The following is a 16,091-nucleotide window of genomic DNA, read 5'->3' as shown; positions in this document are numbered from 1 at the left end:
TTCTCAGCTGAACAGCATATAAATCCCAAAGCTGCAAAGTATGATACCTCCAAAAATTTCGCTATATGTTCCCAGAAAGCCTTGCAGCCGTCTGCCTAGGAACAGACCAAGCCATGTTAGAATACAGCTTACTATTCCAAAAATCACAAGGGTGATAATGATAGTTACCCCGGAGATACCCAAGCTGAACCCTACTGTAAAGCTGTCGAGGCTGACACTGAATGCGAGCATCCATAATCCCAGGCCAACTGGCTGCCATCTATATTCATCTGATGTATGGAAAGCGGAGAAAAACATATGTGCACCGATAAAGAATAATAGTATTCCCGATGCCACTGCTGTCCATTGTCCAACCTGTTCTGATAAAGCATGTCCAAGCAGCATCCCTACCATCGGAAAAATCATATGAAAGCTGCCAATTACCAGTCCAATAACAGCAATCCGCTTTAACCGCATTTTATTCATCCCTAAGCCTAAGCTGATGGAGAATGCATCCATGCTTAAACCAATTGCAAGTAAAGCTAGTGAAAGTAATTCGGTAGAAAAAAACATCCATACATCCCCCTTTGAAGCATGCTTGTACAATTTATGCTTCACTTGTAGAGAATATGAATGTTTTAGATATATAAGTTGAATTGCAGCTTAGATAATTCACTTTTTATATTACACTGGCTTTTTATTCCTTTATTACACTATCTGCTGCTTTTCGCAAGCGGTTCATTACTGCCTCACCAATTCCTATTTCCGTAAAAGTTTCACAAATAATTTTATCCACATTCGCCTGCTTAAAGAATCTTAATCCATCATATAAAGAAGAAGCAATTTCCTCTATTGTTCCTCCAAGTCTGTGAATATGCGTATCCTTTGTGAATATTTCAGCTGTTTGATCAGATAAGAGAACGCCGACTCTGCTGCCTGCCTGCTTTTCTTTATCTACGAAATCTTTGAGTTCCCGGCCTGAGCCTGGAAATAGATAGAGCGGGACCTCTGGTGCATAATGCTTGTATTTCATTCCTGGAGCTTTCGGGCGGTCCACAGATGATGATGCAAGACCTGGATCTATCATGACAGCACCGGCCTCCAGCTCTAATTGTTCTTTAGTAACTCCTCCGGGGCGTAAAATAATCGGTATCTCCCCTGTACAGTCAATAACAGTCGATTCTAGGCCGACACCAGTTTGTCCGCCATCAATCAGGCCGCCAATCCGTCCATTTAAATCATCATACACATGACTTGCAGCTGTTGGGCTCGGTTTTCCAGATACATTTGCACTTGGGGCCGCAACCGGTTTTCCTGCTGCCTGGAGTAATGCAAGTGCAACAGGGTGACTGGGAATCCGGACACCGATTGTTGATAAACCCGCTTTTACATTTTGTGCACAGTACTCGTTCGCCGGTAAAATATATGTTAAAGGACCAGGTGAAAAAGCATCAATTAATTTATACACGTAGTCCGGAATAAATGTGACAAGCTCTTTTAATTGCTCTACAGAGGCAACATGAGCGATCAGTGGATTATCCTGCGGCCGCCCTTTCGCTTCAAATATTTTACGGACAGCTGATTCACTGGTAGCATCTGCTCCAAGTCCATATACCGTCTCTGTAGGAAAGGCAACAACATCTCCTGCTCTCAGCATCTCAGCCGCCTCATGGATATCCTTGTCTAATATATTTGTTGAATTTATTTTCCATACTTTCGTGTGCATAACGCTCCCTCTTTTCTACGTATCTATTTTAGTCGATTCATGACTGAAACGCAAAGGAGGGAATATTTTATCATACTTATGCACATTATTCACAGTTTTTTTCCACAGAATAATCTTTGTTCACATATTGCTACTATTTATACACAACCACCTGTGAATAGTGTGTATAATTTTCTCTTGACAAATAGAAAAGTAGTTCATTGTAGTTATATCAATCATTTTTTATTTTTACCATACTAGGAAACTTGATATGCCCACCAATTCCCTGTTTTTTCTGAATTTATATTCTTAATTCTGACATCGCTTTCTCTTTTGAACTGTAAAGACTCTAAAAGGATATCCACAACTGGGCTTTGATTATGCACATATACACATTTTATGCCGTTTTTTCGGGAAATTACGAGAACGGACTCGAAAACAATGAATAATTTCTGTACATGCTCCTTATTTAAATATAATTGCTTCAGCCAATAAGTTGATTCATCTACCATCTCCAGATTAAAACAGCCTTCAATACTCCCATCTACTTCTACAACATAGCTTTCTTCCGTTAATTTTTTGCCAAAAAGCCTTTCATTCTTATGAATAAATTCCTCAATCAACTCTATTTTTGCTTCTTTGACTTGGTAGATTTGCATTTTTCCCATCCTCCATTCTTTTAATGTTGAAGAATTAATAGCGATTTACTTACTATATGAATATGCCTCTATCAAATAAACTATGACAACCCCAGCCATTTAAATAAAAAGAATTCTACTTTTACTTCTTCGTCCTCTTCTACCTCTGCTGCATCTTCACTTGCTACAGATGTGCCGTTAAAGAAATCCAGAAAGCATAACGGGGGGAATAATACACACCACCAGTTAGCACCGGAGCCTTCCCCAAGAGTTACTAAAATTGCTTCATATTCGCCTGCCGGATAAAGATAGTTTCCATATAATTTCGCCGGAAAAGATACATTCTCCCCATATTCCAATTCAAAATCCTGATCACTATTTTCTTGTTCCAGTGTATCTCTGACTACTTCTTCCAGTTCCGGAAGCCGATTGTTGATTAATTCTCTGGCTTCTTCAATATCTTCAATATTCTCCACCCATTCCGTAATAACTTTATTCACCTCATCACGGACTTTATGTTTTATATCCTGATCTTTCTCGCTGTCACTATTTGCAAGAATACGTAATCTGATTGCTTCATCCGGGATGACCTGATAGTCGAGCTCTTTACTCTGCAGCTCTTTTGCTGCACTAATTACAGGAATAATCGATAATAATATAAATAAAAGTCCTACTGCCGCCCATAATTTCTTCATTTAAAAAATCTCCCTTCCGCCTATCTATGAGATAGTGTGGACAAGGAGATTTATGCTTATACAAGTTTTATAGAAATATATATTTAAAATCAGGGTATATTTTTATGTCATTTTGGATATGAAAAGATCAGTTTAAATGGGTTGCCAATACAATCCTGTCTTTTCCGTTAATGTCCTGTCTGATTTTCACATGACTGTCAGGGAATACCTGCTGAATGTATTCTTTAACAAGCTCGCCTTGTGTATAACCAATTTCAAATGCCAGTAATGTATCTTCTTTTAAAGGCATCTGCTTCACTTGTTCAATTATTCTGTAGTATGCTTCCATTCCATCCTCTTCAGCAAAAAGAGCTAGTTCCGGGTCAAAATTCCGGACTGTATCACTAAGCTCAGAGGCTTCTGATTTTGCAATATAAGGAGGGTTGGAAACAATCACATCAAATGATGTTGTTTCCTTCATAAGCGGAGATAAGAAATTCCCCTGCCAGAAAGAAATTTTAGCATGCAATTGAGCAGCATTCTGCTCAGCAACCTTTAATGCTCTCTCTGAAATATCCATGGCAAACACCTCTGCATTATCTAATTCCAATGCCAGTGTAACAGCAATAATTCCGCTGCCGGTTCCTATATCAACAATCCGCACAGGCTCTCCCCGCTTAGAAGCAAGATATTCCTTTACTGCCAGGACCAGTTCCTCTGTTTCCGGTCTTGGAATTAATACATCCCTGTTCACTTGAAAGGAGCGGCCGTAAAATTCTTCATATCCAGTCAGATGCTGTACAGGAATTCCTGTTTCCGCATGTTTTTTTATATCTGTTTTAATCTGTATAAGTTTATCTTCCGGAATCGGCTCACGTAAAGAAAGCAGCCATTCCTGTCTGGATAATCCTAAATGGTGCCTGATTAAAATCTCGGCAACCTTTGATTCTCTATTCGCTTCTTCTAAAAAAAGAGAAGCCCAGTTAAGGACTTCATAAATTTTCATTTGGGTCATAGGTTATTCACCAATCTGTTCCAGTTTTTTCGCCTGCTCTTCCATAACAAGCGCATCGATAAATTCATCCAGCTTGCCCTGCATAATCTGGTCCAGCTTTTGAATAGTTAAGCCGATACGATGATCAGTAACACGGTTTTGCGGGTAGTTGTACGTACGGATACGCTCCGAACGGTCTCCTGTCCCAACCGCTGATTTACGGTTTTCATCATATTCTGCCTGCGCCTCCTGCTGGAATTTATCATAAATACGGGCGCGTAAGACCTTCATCGCTTTTTCTTTATTTTTAATCTGTGATTTTTCATCTTGAATCGATACGACAATCCCGGTAGGTTCATGCGTTAAACGCACCGCTGACATGGTTGTATTTACACTTTGACCGCCTGGTCCGCTGGAAGCAAATGTATCCACACGGATATCCTTATCATGAACGTCTATCTCCACTTCTTCCGCTTCAGGCAGCACAGCAACCGTTGCAGTCGAGGTATGAATACGTCCGCCAGATTCTGTTTCGGGAACACGCTGGACACGATGTGCACCATTCTCATATTTAAGCTTAGAGAAAACGTCTGAACCATTAATCATAAAGATAACCTCTTTATAACCGCCCACACCGGTTGAGCTTGCTTCCATCACGTCAATTTTCCAGCCTTGATTCTCTGCATAACGGGAATACATCCGGTATAAATCACCGGCAAATAAAGCAGCTTCATCTCCACCTGCAGCGCCGCGAATCTCCATAATAACGTTCTTATCATCGTTTGGATCCTTGGGAAGCAGAAGAATCTTCATTTTATCTTCTAATTCTTCTTTTCTGGATGATAATTCAGATACTTCCATTTTTGCCATTTCCAGCATTTCATCATCTGAATCGTCTTCCAGCATTTCTTTCGCGTCTATCAGCTGTGATGTTACTTCTTTATACTCACGGTAAGCCTGGACAACGTCTTCCAGTCCAGACTGCTCTTTCGAATATTCACGTAATTTTTTTGTATCACTGATTACTTCCGGGTCACTTAACATTTCATTTAATTTATTATACCGATCTTCCAGTGTCTGTAAACGATCTAACACAAGAATACACCTCTTTCTCTATAACAGTCTTATTATATTATAAGGGAGCACCCGGGTCAATTGCACGTCTGATTGAATGAGATTATATTACTGCCGGTGAAAGCAAAAATACCTATAGACTCAGGGACCCGTATTATAGGTGGCATGTCTATAGGTATTCTCTCTTCATTTCTTCTCTATTTAGTATGTAGCGATAGTGCAATTGACCTTCCAATTCAACCTCCTCGCAAAAAGCAAAACCGCATTGATATGCTCAATACTCGTATTTTCAAACAAATATCTTACCAGCCCTTGAACTGCTTGTGTTGTATATCCCCTATTTCTATAGTGTTTTGAAACAGCATAAGCAATTTCGCGATTCGGTTCATTAAGCCCCTCTTTTGTTCCAGTATTACAAAATTCTATGAATTCATTTGTTTCTTTTAAAATCATTCCAAGCTTTAAAAATTCATTCGTTATATTGGGAATCGCTTCGATAAACTTTTTATTATCAGGAATCTCATATAATTCTTTGAATGCTCTTTGCTGACAAATAGTATCTTTTAGCTAAATCAAAAGTATCCATTCCTGATAGGTAATCATTATAAATATCAGTATTTCTTAACTTCAATTCTTTCCTCGTAGAAGTACTTGCACCCCAGCATTTTTTATTATCTTGTTTTATAGGGAATATAAGTATATTCACCATCAATATACTCCTGTATCAGTTCTATCAACTCAGACGGTAATATATCTTTTATTTTTTTATAGCTCATTTTTGCACTCCTAATTTATTTTTTCTAATAGGAAACACTAAGGCTATATGTCATTAAGAAGCAAAAGTAAATACTATTCAGACTTTTCTTATATGGTGTATATATTTTACTTCAATAAAAAAGTAACTATTTTATAAGTGAAATTTTATATTAACTACTTAATTTTATTATACAAATCAGTAACTAGTTAACAAGTGTAACTGCTAAACTAAAGTGGTTCTTACGCATTTTTGGTGATTAGAAAAGTTACATTTTGAGGTATAGTTTAGTAAAATAATAAGGAGCTGATAAAAGTGAGTACTTCTATCCTTATTCCAGTTTTGTGTTTGGATGAAAATGCACAGATTATTTATGAAAAACAAACTGAAAACGAACTTTTTTTATCATCCAGATTGATTCAACTTCAGCTAAATGCCCCTCGCTCAACTCGCTCTCACAGTCGATACTGCAGGAATGTTGATGACTTACCGATATCGGGTCACCATGTTCATTTTCAAATTCTTACTCATAAGTGGTTTTGTGATGTTTCTGATTGTCCGAAATCTATCTTTACGGAACGCTTGTCATGGTTTCAGCCCTATAAACAGACAGATTGGAAAAGGTAATTGAGAAAATAGCCTTTTCAACGAATTGCCTTCCTGCAGAGAAAGTCTGTAAAGCACTTCAAATCCCTGTTAGTCACGATACATTACTTCGTAAAATTAAGACGATTTCATTCAAAAATGAAACCTCTCCCTTTTGTCGGTATAGATGATTTTGCTTTCAAAAAAAGAATGACTTATGGAACAATCTTTATTGATTTAATAAGGAAAAAGCCGATTGATCTTTTAGAAACACGCAAGCAAGAAGAGGTGACAGAGTGGTTGAAGTCACATTCGAATATCGCACTCATTACCCGAGATGGATCTAAGTCTTATGCGAAAGCCATTACGGAAGCATCTTCATCTATTGTTCGAGTAGGTGATTGTTGGCATATTCTGCATCAGCTTTTTGAAGCAGTAAAAAACTCCATTAGTAATATGGTACCTTTGAAATGGAAGGCTCCTAATTCGGAACAGCAGGTTTCTGAGAAAGTCGTCCGAACATTTCCCGCTCGAAAGAATGAAGCTCGTCGAATCCGAAAACGAGAAAAAGAGATGGGAAAGGATTCAACTTGTTCATCGTTTGCATAAACAAGGATATTCTGTAAGAGCCATTCAGAAAAAGTGCCAGATTTCACGCGGAACGGTCTATAAAGATTTGAGACAAAAAGGTAAGTCGGACCATAAGCGTTCATCTCCATACCAAATTTATCGTCCGCTCATTCACTCGCTCATTTAAAAAAGCAGTCAACCAATCAAATTGAAGAAGTTTGTCGTTCAAAATGGTATACAGGATAGCTCTCTACCTTAAACGCAATGATTGCGGAAGAACGTAGGAACGCAAAAATTATTGAACCAAAAACATACTACTTCCGCCAAAAAATCATTAAGATAATATGGGATTTTGAAAAGGATAATCATATAGAACCTCCCATCAATTACATCCAAGACTACTTGAGGCATTTCCTGATATAAAAGTTATTGATGAACTTGTTGGTTCTTTCCGTAACTTATTTTCAGAAAAGAGTGTTGAATCTCTAGAACATTGGATGAACCAGTATAGCGAATTTGATTTTATGCATATTCAATCCTTTATAAATGGACTCAAACAAGATCTGCAGACAGTTAAATTAAGCATCCGAGAAGATTGGAATAATGGGATTACGGAAGGTCATGTAAACCGTTTGAAAATGATTAAACGAATAATGTACGGCAGAGCCAGCTTTTCCACTTAAAAAACAGAGTCTTATATCAATTTTAAAAACACAAGACTATTATTCAGATTCTATTGAGTTACTTCCTTTATCGCCTAAAATGCGTAAGAACCATTTCTACTTGACGCTCACAACAAGTTACTTGTAACAAATAGTTTAGTTACTTTAAATTTCAATGATATTGTGCTATTAAAATGAATTTCGTAAAATAAATAATAGTAATAAACAAGCGAAAACCTTCATTAAGATAAATGTAAATTTTCGCTTTCTTATATTTCTTAGTCTACACAGTTAAAAGTCTGCCCCGGTGTTTTTGAAGGCAGACTTTTAATCAACTTTGTTAATCATTTTTTAAAATTAAAAAGATCGGTTAACTAATCCATAAATCCCCCAATAGATTATGGGGAACAATACTATAAAGTAAAATCGAATTGGATCTGGCAAAAAAAATGCCCCTATAATACATAATAGAAATACTAAAAAAAACCAACGATAGTTTTTCTTCTTATTCTTCATTCTAAAACACCTTTCTAATAAGTACATCTAATAACTTTAAATACCTATCCATTTTTTTACAGGAGATGATGTGCTAGTTTTTAATAGAGTTTTTCTAGAAGATTCTTTATAGAGCTTAGTTTGTGTTCTTTGCCATAAATAATTACTATTAGTATCTCTTCTAACATCTACTCTTTTTGTAAAATATCCAGTCTTTACATTGTATTGAATCATTACATTTGCAAATGTAGAAGCAGCAACTCCATAAATCCCTAACGTACTTCCAACTGCAGATATTATAGCTTGAGCTGTAAATTTACCATTTGGTGTAACCGTTACATTAGAAGGTCTACCATTCATCCATTTCCCTGTTTGTGCGAAAGGCATTATTTCTATTTGATCTTCATCGGCTTCTTCAATAGTTACCATAGATTGCAGATCATTCTCTAAAGTAGTTATTTCATTATTAGTAAGAAAATCACTTTCAACGTTTGTATGGTTTGATCCCTCTAAAGTAGTAAAGGTAATTGTTCCATTACTATCTGTCACATGAATAGTTGTAGTCTCATTTTCTATAATCGTCTCAATAAAATACATTTCTCCCTCAATTTCCACATCAACATAATCATAAAAATCCTTCTCTGTATAATCTACCTGATTATCCTGTGAAACCGATAAATTATTTAGTGCTTCTTTAGCATATATCGCCTCTGATAATAATGGTGTTGAAACAAGAGAGCTAGCTAGTATAGCGCTTACAATTACCTTCGTCTTCTTCATAGGAACGTCTCCCTCTATTCTTTATTTATAAAGCCTTCTACACTATTATAGCACGATTTCAGTAATAAAAAATACAATTATTACTCTATTTTTAAAAATTTGTTATTTTTTGAGTAGGATGTTCCCCATTGTTATTTTTCGATATTATTTTCAAGTATAACCATCTCCTAAATTACTTAATACCTTATTAGTAATAACTATAAATTTTCATTAAAAATTAAAATGCTAACGATAAGTATGCCTAAAATATGAACCTCCTTCAAGAAAATTTATACTTAGGACAGTTTCCTAGAATCCTTGTTTTATTATTTTTTTAGGAAAAGATAACTTATTCCTATTGTTAGCTTTTGATTTGTTCTTCTTCTCTCAAATTGTTCTAATTAGTTTTATTGTAAATAATATTATCTTCTTTCTTATTCTTCAAAAAAACTGCCGAAACATATAAATTCGGCAGTTATTGTCTTAAATATTTGTTTGTGTTACTGTCTTGTTTTTTAAATTTACTTCCGGTCGGTTAGGTACTTCATGATGATGACGGCAGCGAGGTTCATAAGATTCCGATGCCCCCACCAAAATAACAGGGTCATCATAGGACGCCGGTTTGCCATCAATCAGCCGCTGCGTTCTGCTTGCGGGTGATCCGCAGATTGGACAGATTGCGTTTAATTTTGTAACGGATTCAGATAAAGCCATTAGCTGTGGTACAGGCTCAAAAGGTACTCCCCTGAAATCCATATCCAGTCCTGCTACAATAACGCGAATATCTCTGTGGACGAGCTCCTCAATCACATCAATGACATTACTATCAAAAAATTGCACCTCATCAATAGCTACAATATCTGCATCGGTCTCTATTTCCTCTAAAATTTCTGCTGCATCCTGGATAGATTTTGCAATTGTCGTTCTCCCATCATGAGAAACAACTGCTGTTTCATCATAACGATTATCTATCGCCGGTTTAAATACACATACATTTAAATGCGCATACGTTGCTCTTCTGACACGTCGTATTAATTCTTCTGATTTTCCGGAAAACATACTTCCGCAAATTAGCTCTACCCAGCCGTTTCTCTTCATCACATGCATTTGGAGAAGCTCCTCTCGCGAATAAATAGGATATATAAGTATATTCAGATTGAAACGCTTTTTAATAAACAGCATCAAAGCAGCTCATTAAAAAGGATATAAATATGTTTTACTCTGTTACTTTATCAAAAATGAAAAATCTTATTTTTCATACTATACCTCAATAAAAAGTAAAAAAACAGGCAAAATTAGACATTTTGCCTGTCCTTTAACATTCAATTCCTTACAAAATCTGCGTTACCCGGCGTATTTCCGGCCAATCAGATAATTAGTTAAGGTTATATTTTTTCTTAAAGCGATCCACACGGCCGCCGACTTTGTCAGCTTTTTGCTTACCAGTGTAGAATGGATGCGAATCAGAGCTGATTTCAACTTTTAGTAGAGGGTATGTGTTACCATCTTCCCACTCAATTGTTTCATCTGATCCTTTAGTTGATCCGCTTAAGAACTTGTAATTCGTGCTAGTATCTAGAAAAACTACTTTTCTGTACTCTGGATGAATATCCTTTTTCATGTTCTTCCACTCCTTTTTGCCCTGAATCCCTTGGAAACAGAGTTATTCTAAGAGCCGTCAGAGATGCAGATGCATCTTATCTAAACTCACATAGAAAGATTATAACAGTCTGCAGGATGAAATGCAATAGCAGTTAGTAACAAAAGATAAATAAGTCGAGTTAAATAACTTTACTTATCAAATTGACTTTTATTGACGATTCATACCTTTTCGCTTCATTTCCTCGTCCATCAGCTGTAAGAATTCCTCGTTATTCTTAGAATGCTTCAGACGTTTTAAGAAGCGGTCTAAGAAATCATTGGAATCCTGCATTGTTTTACGCAGGAGCCACATCTTATCTAGATGTGCTTTGTCTACCAGAAGCTCTTCCTTCCGGGTTCCTGAACGCAGGATATCGATCGCAGGGAAAATCCGGCGGTCTGCAAGATGACGATTTAAATGCAGCTCCATATTTCCCGTCCCTTTAAATTCTTCATAAATCACATCATCCATACGTGAGCCTGTATCTACTAAGGCCGTAGCTAAGATGGTAAAGCTGCCACCCTCTTCAATATTTCTCGCCGCTCCAAAAAAGCGCTTCGGACGGTGGAAGGCTGCCGGATCAATACCCCCGGATAATGTACGGCCGCTTGGAGGAATAACCAAGTTATACGCACGGGCTAAACGTGTAATACTATCCATTAAAACGATGACATCACGTTTATGTTCTACCAGACGCATCGCGCGCTCCAAAACAAGCTCAGACACTTTAATATGACTTTCAGGAACTTCATCAAATGTAGAAGAAACGACATCTACATCCGGGCCTACAGAACGTTCAATATCCGTTACTTCCTCCGGCCGTTCATCCACCAGTAAAATAATCAGCTTAGCATGCGGATGGTTTTGAGAAATGCTGTTTGCGATTTCTTTAATTAACATCGTCTTACCGGCTTTTGGCGGCGCAACAATTAAACCACGCTGACCGAAGCCGACTGGTGTCATTAAATCCATAATACGTGTCGATAATTGATTTGTTTCTGTTTCTAATTTAATCGGTCTGTTTGGATAAAGTGCAGTCAACGCAGGAAAATGCACGCGTTCTTTGGATGAATCCGGATCTGCATCATTCACCGCATCTACATGTAACAGACCATAATAGCGTTCATTTTCTTTCGGTGGACGCACTTTTCCGGAAACCTTATCTCCATTTCTTAAATCAAAACGCCGGATTTGCGAAGCAGAGATATAGATATCCTCTGCACTTGGAGAATAATTAATTGGGCGCAGGAATCCAAATCCCTCAGAAGGAATAATCTCTAAAATTCCATCCATAAATAAAAATCCATCTTTTTCTGCTTGTGCTTTCAATATTGCAAATATTAACTCTTTCTTTGTCAATTTTGCGTAATAAGAAATCTTATAATCTTTTGCAAGTGTGTAAATCTCTTTTAACGTCATTGTCTCTAAACTAGAGATTGTCAGTGTTGCCATTAAATCACCACGCCTGTTCTAGGTTCTTTTAAATATTTCTAATGGGACAAACAGCCCCTTGTCCGATTGCTCTTGTATTTCTGTAAAACTTTTTGATTTTTTTCTGAAGTCAAGTCTTATTCGGCAGAATGCGGACGGATACTATTAAACTCAGTCCTGTTTCACGGGATATAATAATCCTCTCACGAAACAGTCTTCTATTTTAAAAAAATAAATAGTTTGTTTACATATCACTATCATACCCTAACTGCAGTAATCATTATATTTTGTATACGCTTCATTAAATTCAACCTCTAAAGGATTTAGTTAAAGAAAATAATTCACATTATCTATCTCTATTTGGGAAATGATATGTACCTGGTTTCAAAATCTTGCTGACTTCTTTAATTACATCTACCAAATCCTTAAATTTAGAAGCACTATTTTTTATAACTGTATTCAGAACTGATTGCCTTGTATACGGAAGGAAATACTAAGAAGAGTCACCTTGTTCAACAGAAGCAATTTAGAAGCTGTTAACTTTATTTATACAACTGACAACGTATTTTATATCATGAAGACTTGAAGCTCCTTTTTATAACTTGCTGTCAGCCATCTGATCAAATCGCTTATCTTTATTAAACATCTATTATCATACTCTTTTACGAAAAAAGATTCAATAGACTTTTTTGTCAAAAACAGAGGAATTTTATCTCATGTTGTAAAAATCTTTTAAACATCGTCTGAGGCTTTAAAAATTTTATTAAAATATAAAATTTCCCGGGAATTATTTGAAGTTACTTGAGGATAGGGCGTGTTTTATTTTAGTAAGAGGTTTTAAAAAGATGCAGGAAAATGATACACCTATATCAAAGAATCTGCCAAGCCATCCATATACCCTCAAAAATGCTATATAATAAAAGAGAAGGAGTAATCTTCTCTTTTATTATATACATGTACTCTTAAGAGGATGCTTAAAAAGTACAACAAAAGTATATTCTGATCTTTTGCCTGTCTTTTTAAACATGCTCTTTAAGTATGCTGGTCCTGATAAATTTCTGATTCAGACATTTCTTCTCTCCAGATAGTAGCTCCCAGAGAGGAAAGCTTATCCGTTAAATTTTCATAACCGCGGTCAATATGATCCAAACCAGTAATTTCGGTTACTCCATTTGCAAGTAAACCGGCTATTACAAGTGCTGCACCGGCACGGAGATCACTTGCTTTCACTTTTGCGCCTTCTAAATGTACCGGTCCAGAAACTATCACAGAGCCGCCCTCAACTTTAATTTCAGCATTCATCCGGCGGAGTTCATCGATATGCTTTAGACGTGCAGAATAAATGGTATCGATAATAACACCAGAATGGTTTGCCTGTGTTAATAATGTCGTTAGCGGCTGCTGTAAATCTGTCGGAAAGCCGGGATAAACCAGTGTCTTAATATCCACACTATTTAAAGATTTTGTTTTGGCAACATACAATTGATCATTGTGAGATTCAATATTAACATTCATTTCCCGTAATTTTGCAATTAAAGACTCCATATGCTGCGGAATAACATTGTCAATGACAATTTCTTTCCCCACTGCAGCTGCTGCAATAGCATAGGTGCCTGCTTCAATACGGTCAGGAATAATGGTATGCGTACAGCCGTGTAAAGAAGGAACACCATCAATGCGGATGACATCAGTTCCGACACCTTTAATCTTTGCACCCATATTTGTTAATAATGTTGCAACATCAATAATCTCAGGTTCTTTTGCAGCATTTTCAATAATTGTTTGTCCTTTTGCTTTTACCGCTGCAAGCATAATATTGATGGTAGCACCAACACTGACAACATCCAGATAAATACGTGCACCGCGAAGCTCCTTCGCACGCAAATAGATAGCTCCCTGCTCATTTGTTACTTCTGCACCAAGCGCTTCAAAGCCTTTAATATGCTGGTCGATTGGACGCGGGCCTAAATAACATCCTCCAGGTAAACCAATGACTGCTTTATTAAATTTTCCAAGCATGGCACCCATGAAATAATAGGATGCACGTAACTTTTTGACTCTTCCGTTTGGTAACGGCATGGCAATCATCTTTTCTGGATGAATCGTCATATTCTGACCATCCCGGTATACTGTTCCACCAATTTCTTCTAATAGAGCACCTAATGTGTCTACATCAGAAATATCCGGCAATCCTTCAATTGTCACCGTGGAATCTGCAAGAATAGCTGCAGGCAATAAAGCCACTGCGCTATTTTTCGCACCGCTGATGTGAACTTCTCCAGACAGTTCATGCCCACCCTCAATTAATAACTTTTGCATGTAAAAACCTCGTTCCTATGGAAGTATACTCCACAAACTGTTTTGTTCAGCTGCATGTTCTTTCTCTAAACCTTGTCTTATTGTCTGCCGTTTTTCCTGCTCTATACAATTATTTTTGTTTATTCCAATCTGCCAAGAATTTTTCAATTCCCTGATCAGTTAATGGATGTTTTACCAGTGATGATAGAACGTTAAATGGAATTGTTGCAATATGCGCACCATTCAATGCAGCGTCCGTTACATGAACTGGATGGCGGATAGAAGCAGCAATAATCTCCGTCTGGATAGAATGACGGTCAAAGATTGCAGCTACATTTGCGATTAGTTCCATGCCATCTTGTCCAATGTCATCTAGTCTTCCTAAGAATGGAGATACGTATGTCGCTCCAGCTCTTGCTGCCAGTAGAGCCTGATTAGCATTAAAAATTAATGTTACGTTTGTTTTAATGTTTAAATCATTAAATGCCTTAACCGCTTTCAAACCCTCAAGGGTCATAGGAACCTTTACAGTAATATTCGGTGCAATTGCTGCAAGCTCTTTCCCTTCTTCAATCATACCTTCTGCGTCTTCAGAAATAACCTCTGCACTAACAGACCCGGAAACTTCTTCTGTGATTTCACGGAGGCGGTCATGGAAAGAAACGCCTTCTTTAGCCACCAGACTTGGATTGGTTGTAACACCTGCCAAAATTCCCAGCTTATTAGCTTCTTTAATATCTTCAATATTAGCTGTATCGATAAAAAATTTCATTAAGATTACCTCCCCGAGATTTTGTAGCAAAAGCTGTACCAATGGTACAGCTTTTGCTGAATATATCTTTTTTAGATGAAGTTAAAAAGTTCTTCTCTTCAGCCCTTTTTAACATACATTTTTAATAAAATCAATTACGCATTATTGGAAGAACCAAATTCACGCATTTTACCAATTACTGTTTCTTTAATAGCTGCAGTTCCTGGTCCTAAATATTTACGTGGATCATATAAATCAGGTTTTGCTGCCAATGTTTCACGAATCGCTTTTGTTTGTGAAATTTGATTTTCTGTATTTACGTTGATTTTAGCAGTTCCTAAAGAGATTGCTTTTTGAATATCTTTTGTAGGAATACCAGTTCCGCCGTGAAGCACTAATGGTACATTTACTAAATCTAAGATTTCTTTCATTTCAGTGAACCCTAAGTTCGGCTCTCCCTGATATGGACCGTGAACAGAACCTAAAGCCGGAGCTAAACAATCAACTTCTGCTTCTTTAACAAGACGTGCACATTCTTCTTTGTCTGCATAGTTGATGCCGCCGATAACACCATCTTCTTCTCCACCTACAGTACCAACTTCTGCTTCAACAGATACACCATGAATATGAGCAAGTTCAACCACTTTCTGTGTTACAGCGATATTCTCTTCAATCGGTGAATGAGATCCGTCAATCATAACAGAAGTAAATCCTGCATGGATTGCTTCTGCACAGCTTTTAAAGCTTGACCCGTGGTCCAAGTGGATTGCGACAGGAACAGTTGTCCCATAAGAATCCATTAAAGATTTAACCATAGCAACTACAACATTATAGCCGCCCATATATTTTCCAGCACCTTCAGAAACACCAAGAATTACTGGTGATTTTTCTTCTTGAGCTGCTTGGAGAATAGCTTGGATATATTCAAGGTTGTTAATATTAAACTGACCTACTGCATATCCATTCTCTTTTCCTTTTTCAAGCATTTCCTTCATTGATACTAAAGGCATACCAAGTTCCTCCTTCAAATTCATCCGCATGATGAATCACTGACAATATTCATTACACTATAAGAATACC

Annotated in this window: 16 protein-coding genes and 1 pseudogene; 3 read left to right on the top strand and 14 right to left on the bottom strand. The window is 37.1% G+C overall.

All coding sequences use genetic code 11. The features are described 5' to 3' along the window. Nucleotides 1-3 precede the first annotated feature (3 nt). The 7 genes from OSO01_RS21045 to OSO01_RS21015 all read right to left on the bottom strand — a co-directional run bounded on the left by OSO01_RS21045 (nt 4) and on the right by OSO01_RS21015 (nt 5,544). A complete protein-coding gene (locus OSO01_RS21045; protein WP_147212428.1) occupies nt 4-552 on the bottom strand; it encodes a manganese efflux pump MntP in 549 nt (182 codons plus the stop codon). Nucleotides 553-676: 124 nt separating this feature from the next. Next, nucleotides 677-1,705 (bottom strand): L-threonylcarbamoyladenylate synthase, encoded by a 1,029-nt coding sequence (locus OSO01_RS21040; protein WP_147212427.1) that lies wholly within the window; start codon nt 1,703-1,705, stop codon nt 677-679. Between the two features lie 236 nt (nt 1,706-1,941). Further along, nucleotides 1,942-2,343: a GNAT family N-acetyltransferase gene (locus OSO01_RS21035; RefSeq protein ID WP_147212426.1), complete on the bottom strand. Its 402-nt coding sequence runs from the start codon at nt 2,341-2,343 to the stop codon at nt 1,942-1,944. Nucleotides 2,344-2,423: 80 nt separating this feature from the next. Next, nucleotides 2,424-3,017 carry a stage II sporulation protein R gene (gene spoIIR, locus OSO01_RS21030; RefSeq protein ID WP_147212425.1) on the bottom strand — a complete coding sequence of 198 codons (594 nt, stop codon included), beginning with the start codon at nt 3,015-3,017 and terminating at the stop codon, nt 2,424-2,426. A 127-nt stretch (nt 3,018-3,144) separates the two neighbouring features. After that, nucleotides 3,145-4,011 (bottom strand): peptide chain release factor N(5)-glutamine methyltransferase, encoded by an 867-nt coding sequence (prmC, locus tag OSO01_RS21025; RefSeq protein WP_147212424.1) that lies wholly within the window; start codon nt 4,009-4,011, stop codon nt 3,145-3,147. 3 nt (nt 4,012-4,014) lie between these two features. Continuing rightward, a complete protein-coding gene (gene prfA, locus OSO01_RS21020) occupies nt 4,015-5,085 on the bottom strand; it encodes a peptide chain release factor 1 (RefSeq protein ID WP_147212423.1) in 1,071 nt (356 codons plus the stop codon). A 180-nt stretch (nt 5,086-5,265) separates the two neighbouring features. Next, entirely contained in the window at nt 5,266-5,544 is a 279-nt protein-coding gene (locus OSO01_RS21015) for a GNAT family N-acetyltransferase (protein ID WP_246145273.1), read from the bottom strand. A gap of 1,018 nt (nt 5,545-6,562) precedes the next feature. On the opposite strand from OSO01_RS21015, the gene OSO01_RS21005 reads away from it, so the two are divergent. The 3 genes and pseudogenes from OSO01_RS21005 to OSO01_RS24110 all read left to right on the top strand — a co-directional run. After that, nucleotides 6,563-7,012 (top strand): transposase, encoded by a 450-nt coding sequence (locus OSO01_RS21005; protein ID WP_147212421.1) that lies wholly within the window; start codon nt 6,563-6,565, stop codon nt 7,010-7,012. Beyond that, nucleotides 6,942-7,160, top strand: a complete 219-nt coding sequence (locus OSO01_RS24115) for a helix-turn-helix domain-containing protein (RefSeq protein WP_147212420.1) — start codon at nt 6,942-6,944, stop codon at nt 7,158-7,160. Before OSO01_RS21005 ends, OSO01_RS24115 begins: the two co-directional genes overlap by 71 nt. Nucleotides 7,161-7,380: 220 nt before the next feature. Continuing rightward, nucleotides 7,381-7,656, top strand: a pseudogene (locus OSO01_RS24110) (transposase); the annotation flags it as partial. Between the two features lie 531 nt (nt 7,657-8,187). Here OSO01_RS24110 and OSO01_RS20990 read toward each other — a convergent pair. The 7 genes from OSO01_RS20990 to fba form a co-directional block, all read right to left on the bottom strand. Then, nucleotides 8,188-8,910, bottom strand: a complete 723-nt coding sequence (locus OSO01_RS20990) for a hypothetical protein (RefSeq protein WP_147212418.1) — start codon at nt 8,908-8,910, stop codon at nt 8,188-8,190. A gap of 462 nt (nt 8,911-9,372) precedes the next feature. Continuing rightward, nucleotides 9,373-9,996, bottom strand: coding sequence for a thymidine kinase (locus OSO01_RS20985; RefSeq protein ID WP_147212417.1), 624 nt, complete (start codon nt 9,994-9,996; stop codon nt 9,373-9,375). Nucleotides 9,997-10,264: 268 nt separating this feature from the next. Then, nucleotides 10,265-10,510: a type B 50S ribosomal protein L31 gene (locus OSO01_RS20980; RefSeq protein WP_077602262.1), complete on the bottom strand. Its 246-nt coding sequence runs from the start codon at nt 10,508-10,510 to the stop codon at nt 10,265-10,267. Between the two features lie 189 nt (nt 10,511-10,699). Next, entirely contained in the window at nt 10,700-11,983 is a 1,284-nt protein-coding gene (rho, locus tag OSO01_RS20975; RefSeq protein WP_147212416.1) for a transcription termination factor Rho, read from the bottom strand. 1,011 nt (nt 11,984-12,994) lie between these two features. Then, nucleotides 12,995-14,281 (bottom strand): UDP-N-acetylglucosamine 1-carboxyvinyltransferase, encoded by a 1,287-nt coding sequence (gene murA, locus OSO01_RS20970; protein WP_147212415.1) that lies wholly within the window; start codon nt 14,279-14,281, stop codon nt 12,995-12,997. Nucleotides 14,282-14,390: 109 nt separating this feature from the next. Then, complete coding sequence (gene fsa, locus OSO01_RS20965; protein ID WP_147212414.1) at nt 14,391-15,032, bottom strand: fructose-6-phosphate aldolase; 642 nt, start codon at nt 15,030-15,032, stop codon at nt 14,391-14,393. 134 nt (nt 15,033-15,166) lie between these two features. Continuing rightward, on the bottom strand, nt 15,167-16,021 hold the full coding sequence (gene fba / locus OSO01_RS20960) for a class II fructose-1,6-bisphosphate aldolase (protein WP_147212413.1): 855 nt from the start codon (nt 16,019-16,021) through the stop codon (nt 15,167-15,169). Nucleotides 16,022-16,091: the final 70 nt, after the last annotated feature.

The organism is Oceanobacillus sojae (assembly GCF_007991515.1).
GTDB lineage: Bacteria > Bacillota > Bacilli > Bacillales > Amphibacillaceae > Oceanobacillus > Oceanobacillus sojae.
The sequence above is the reverse complement of the archived record's forward strand: the minus strand, read 5'-3'. Positions and strand labels throughout refer to the sequence as shown.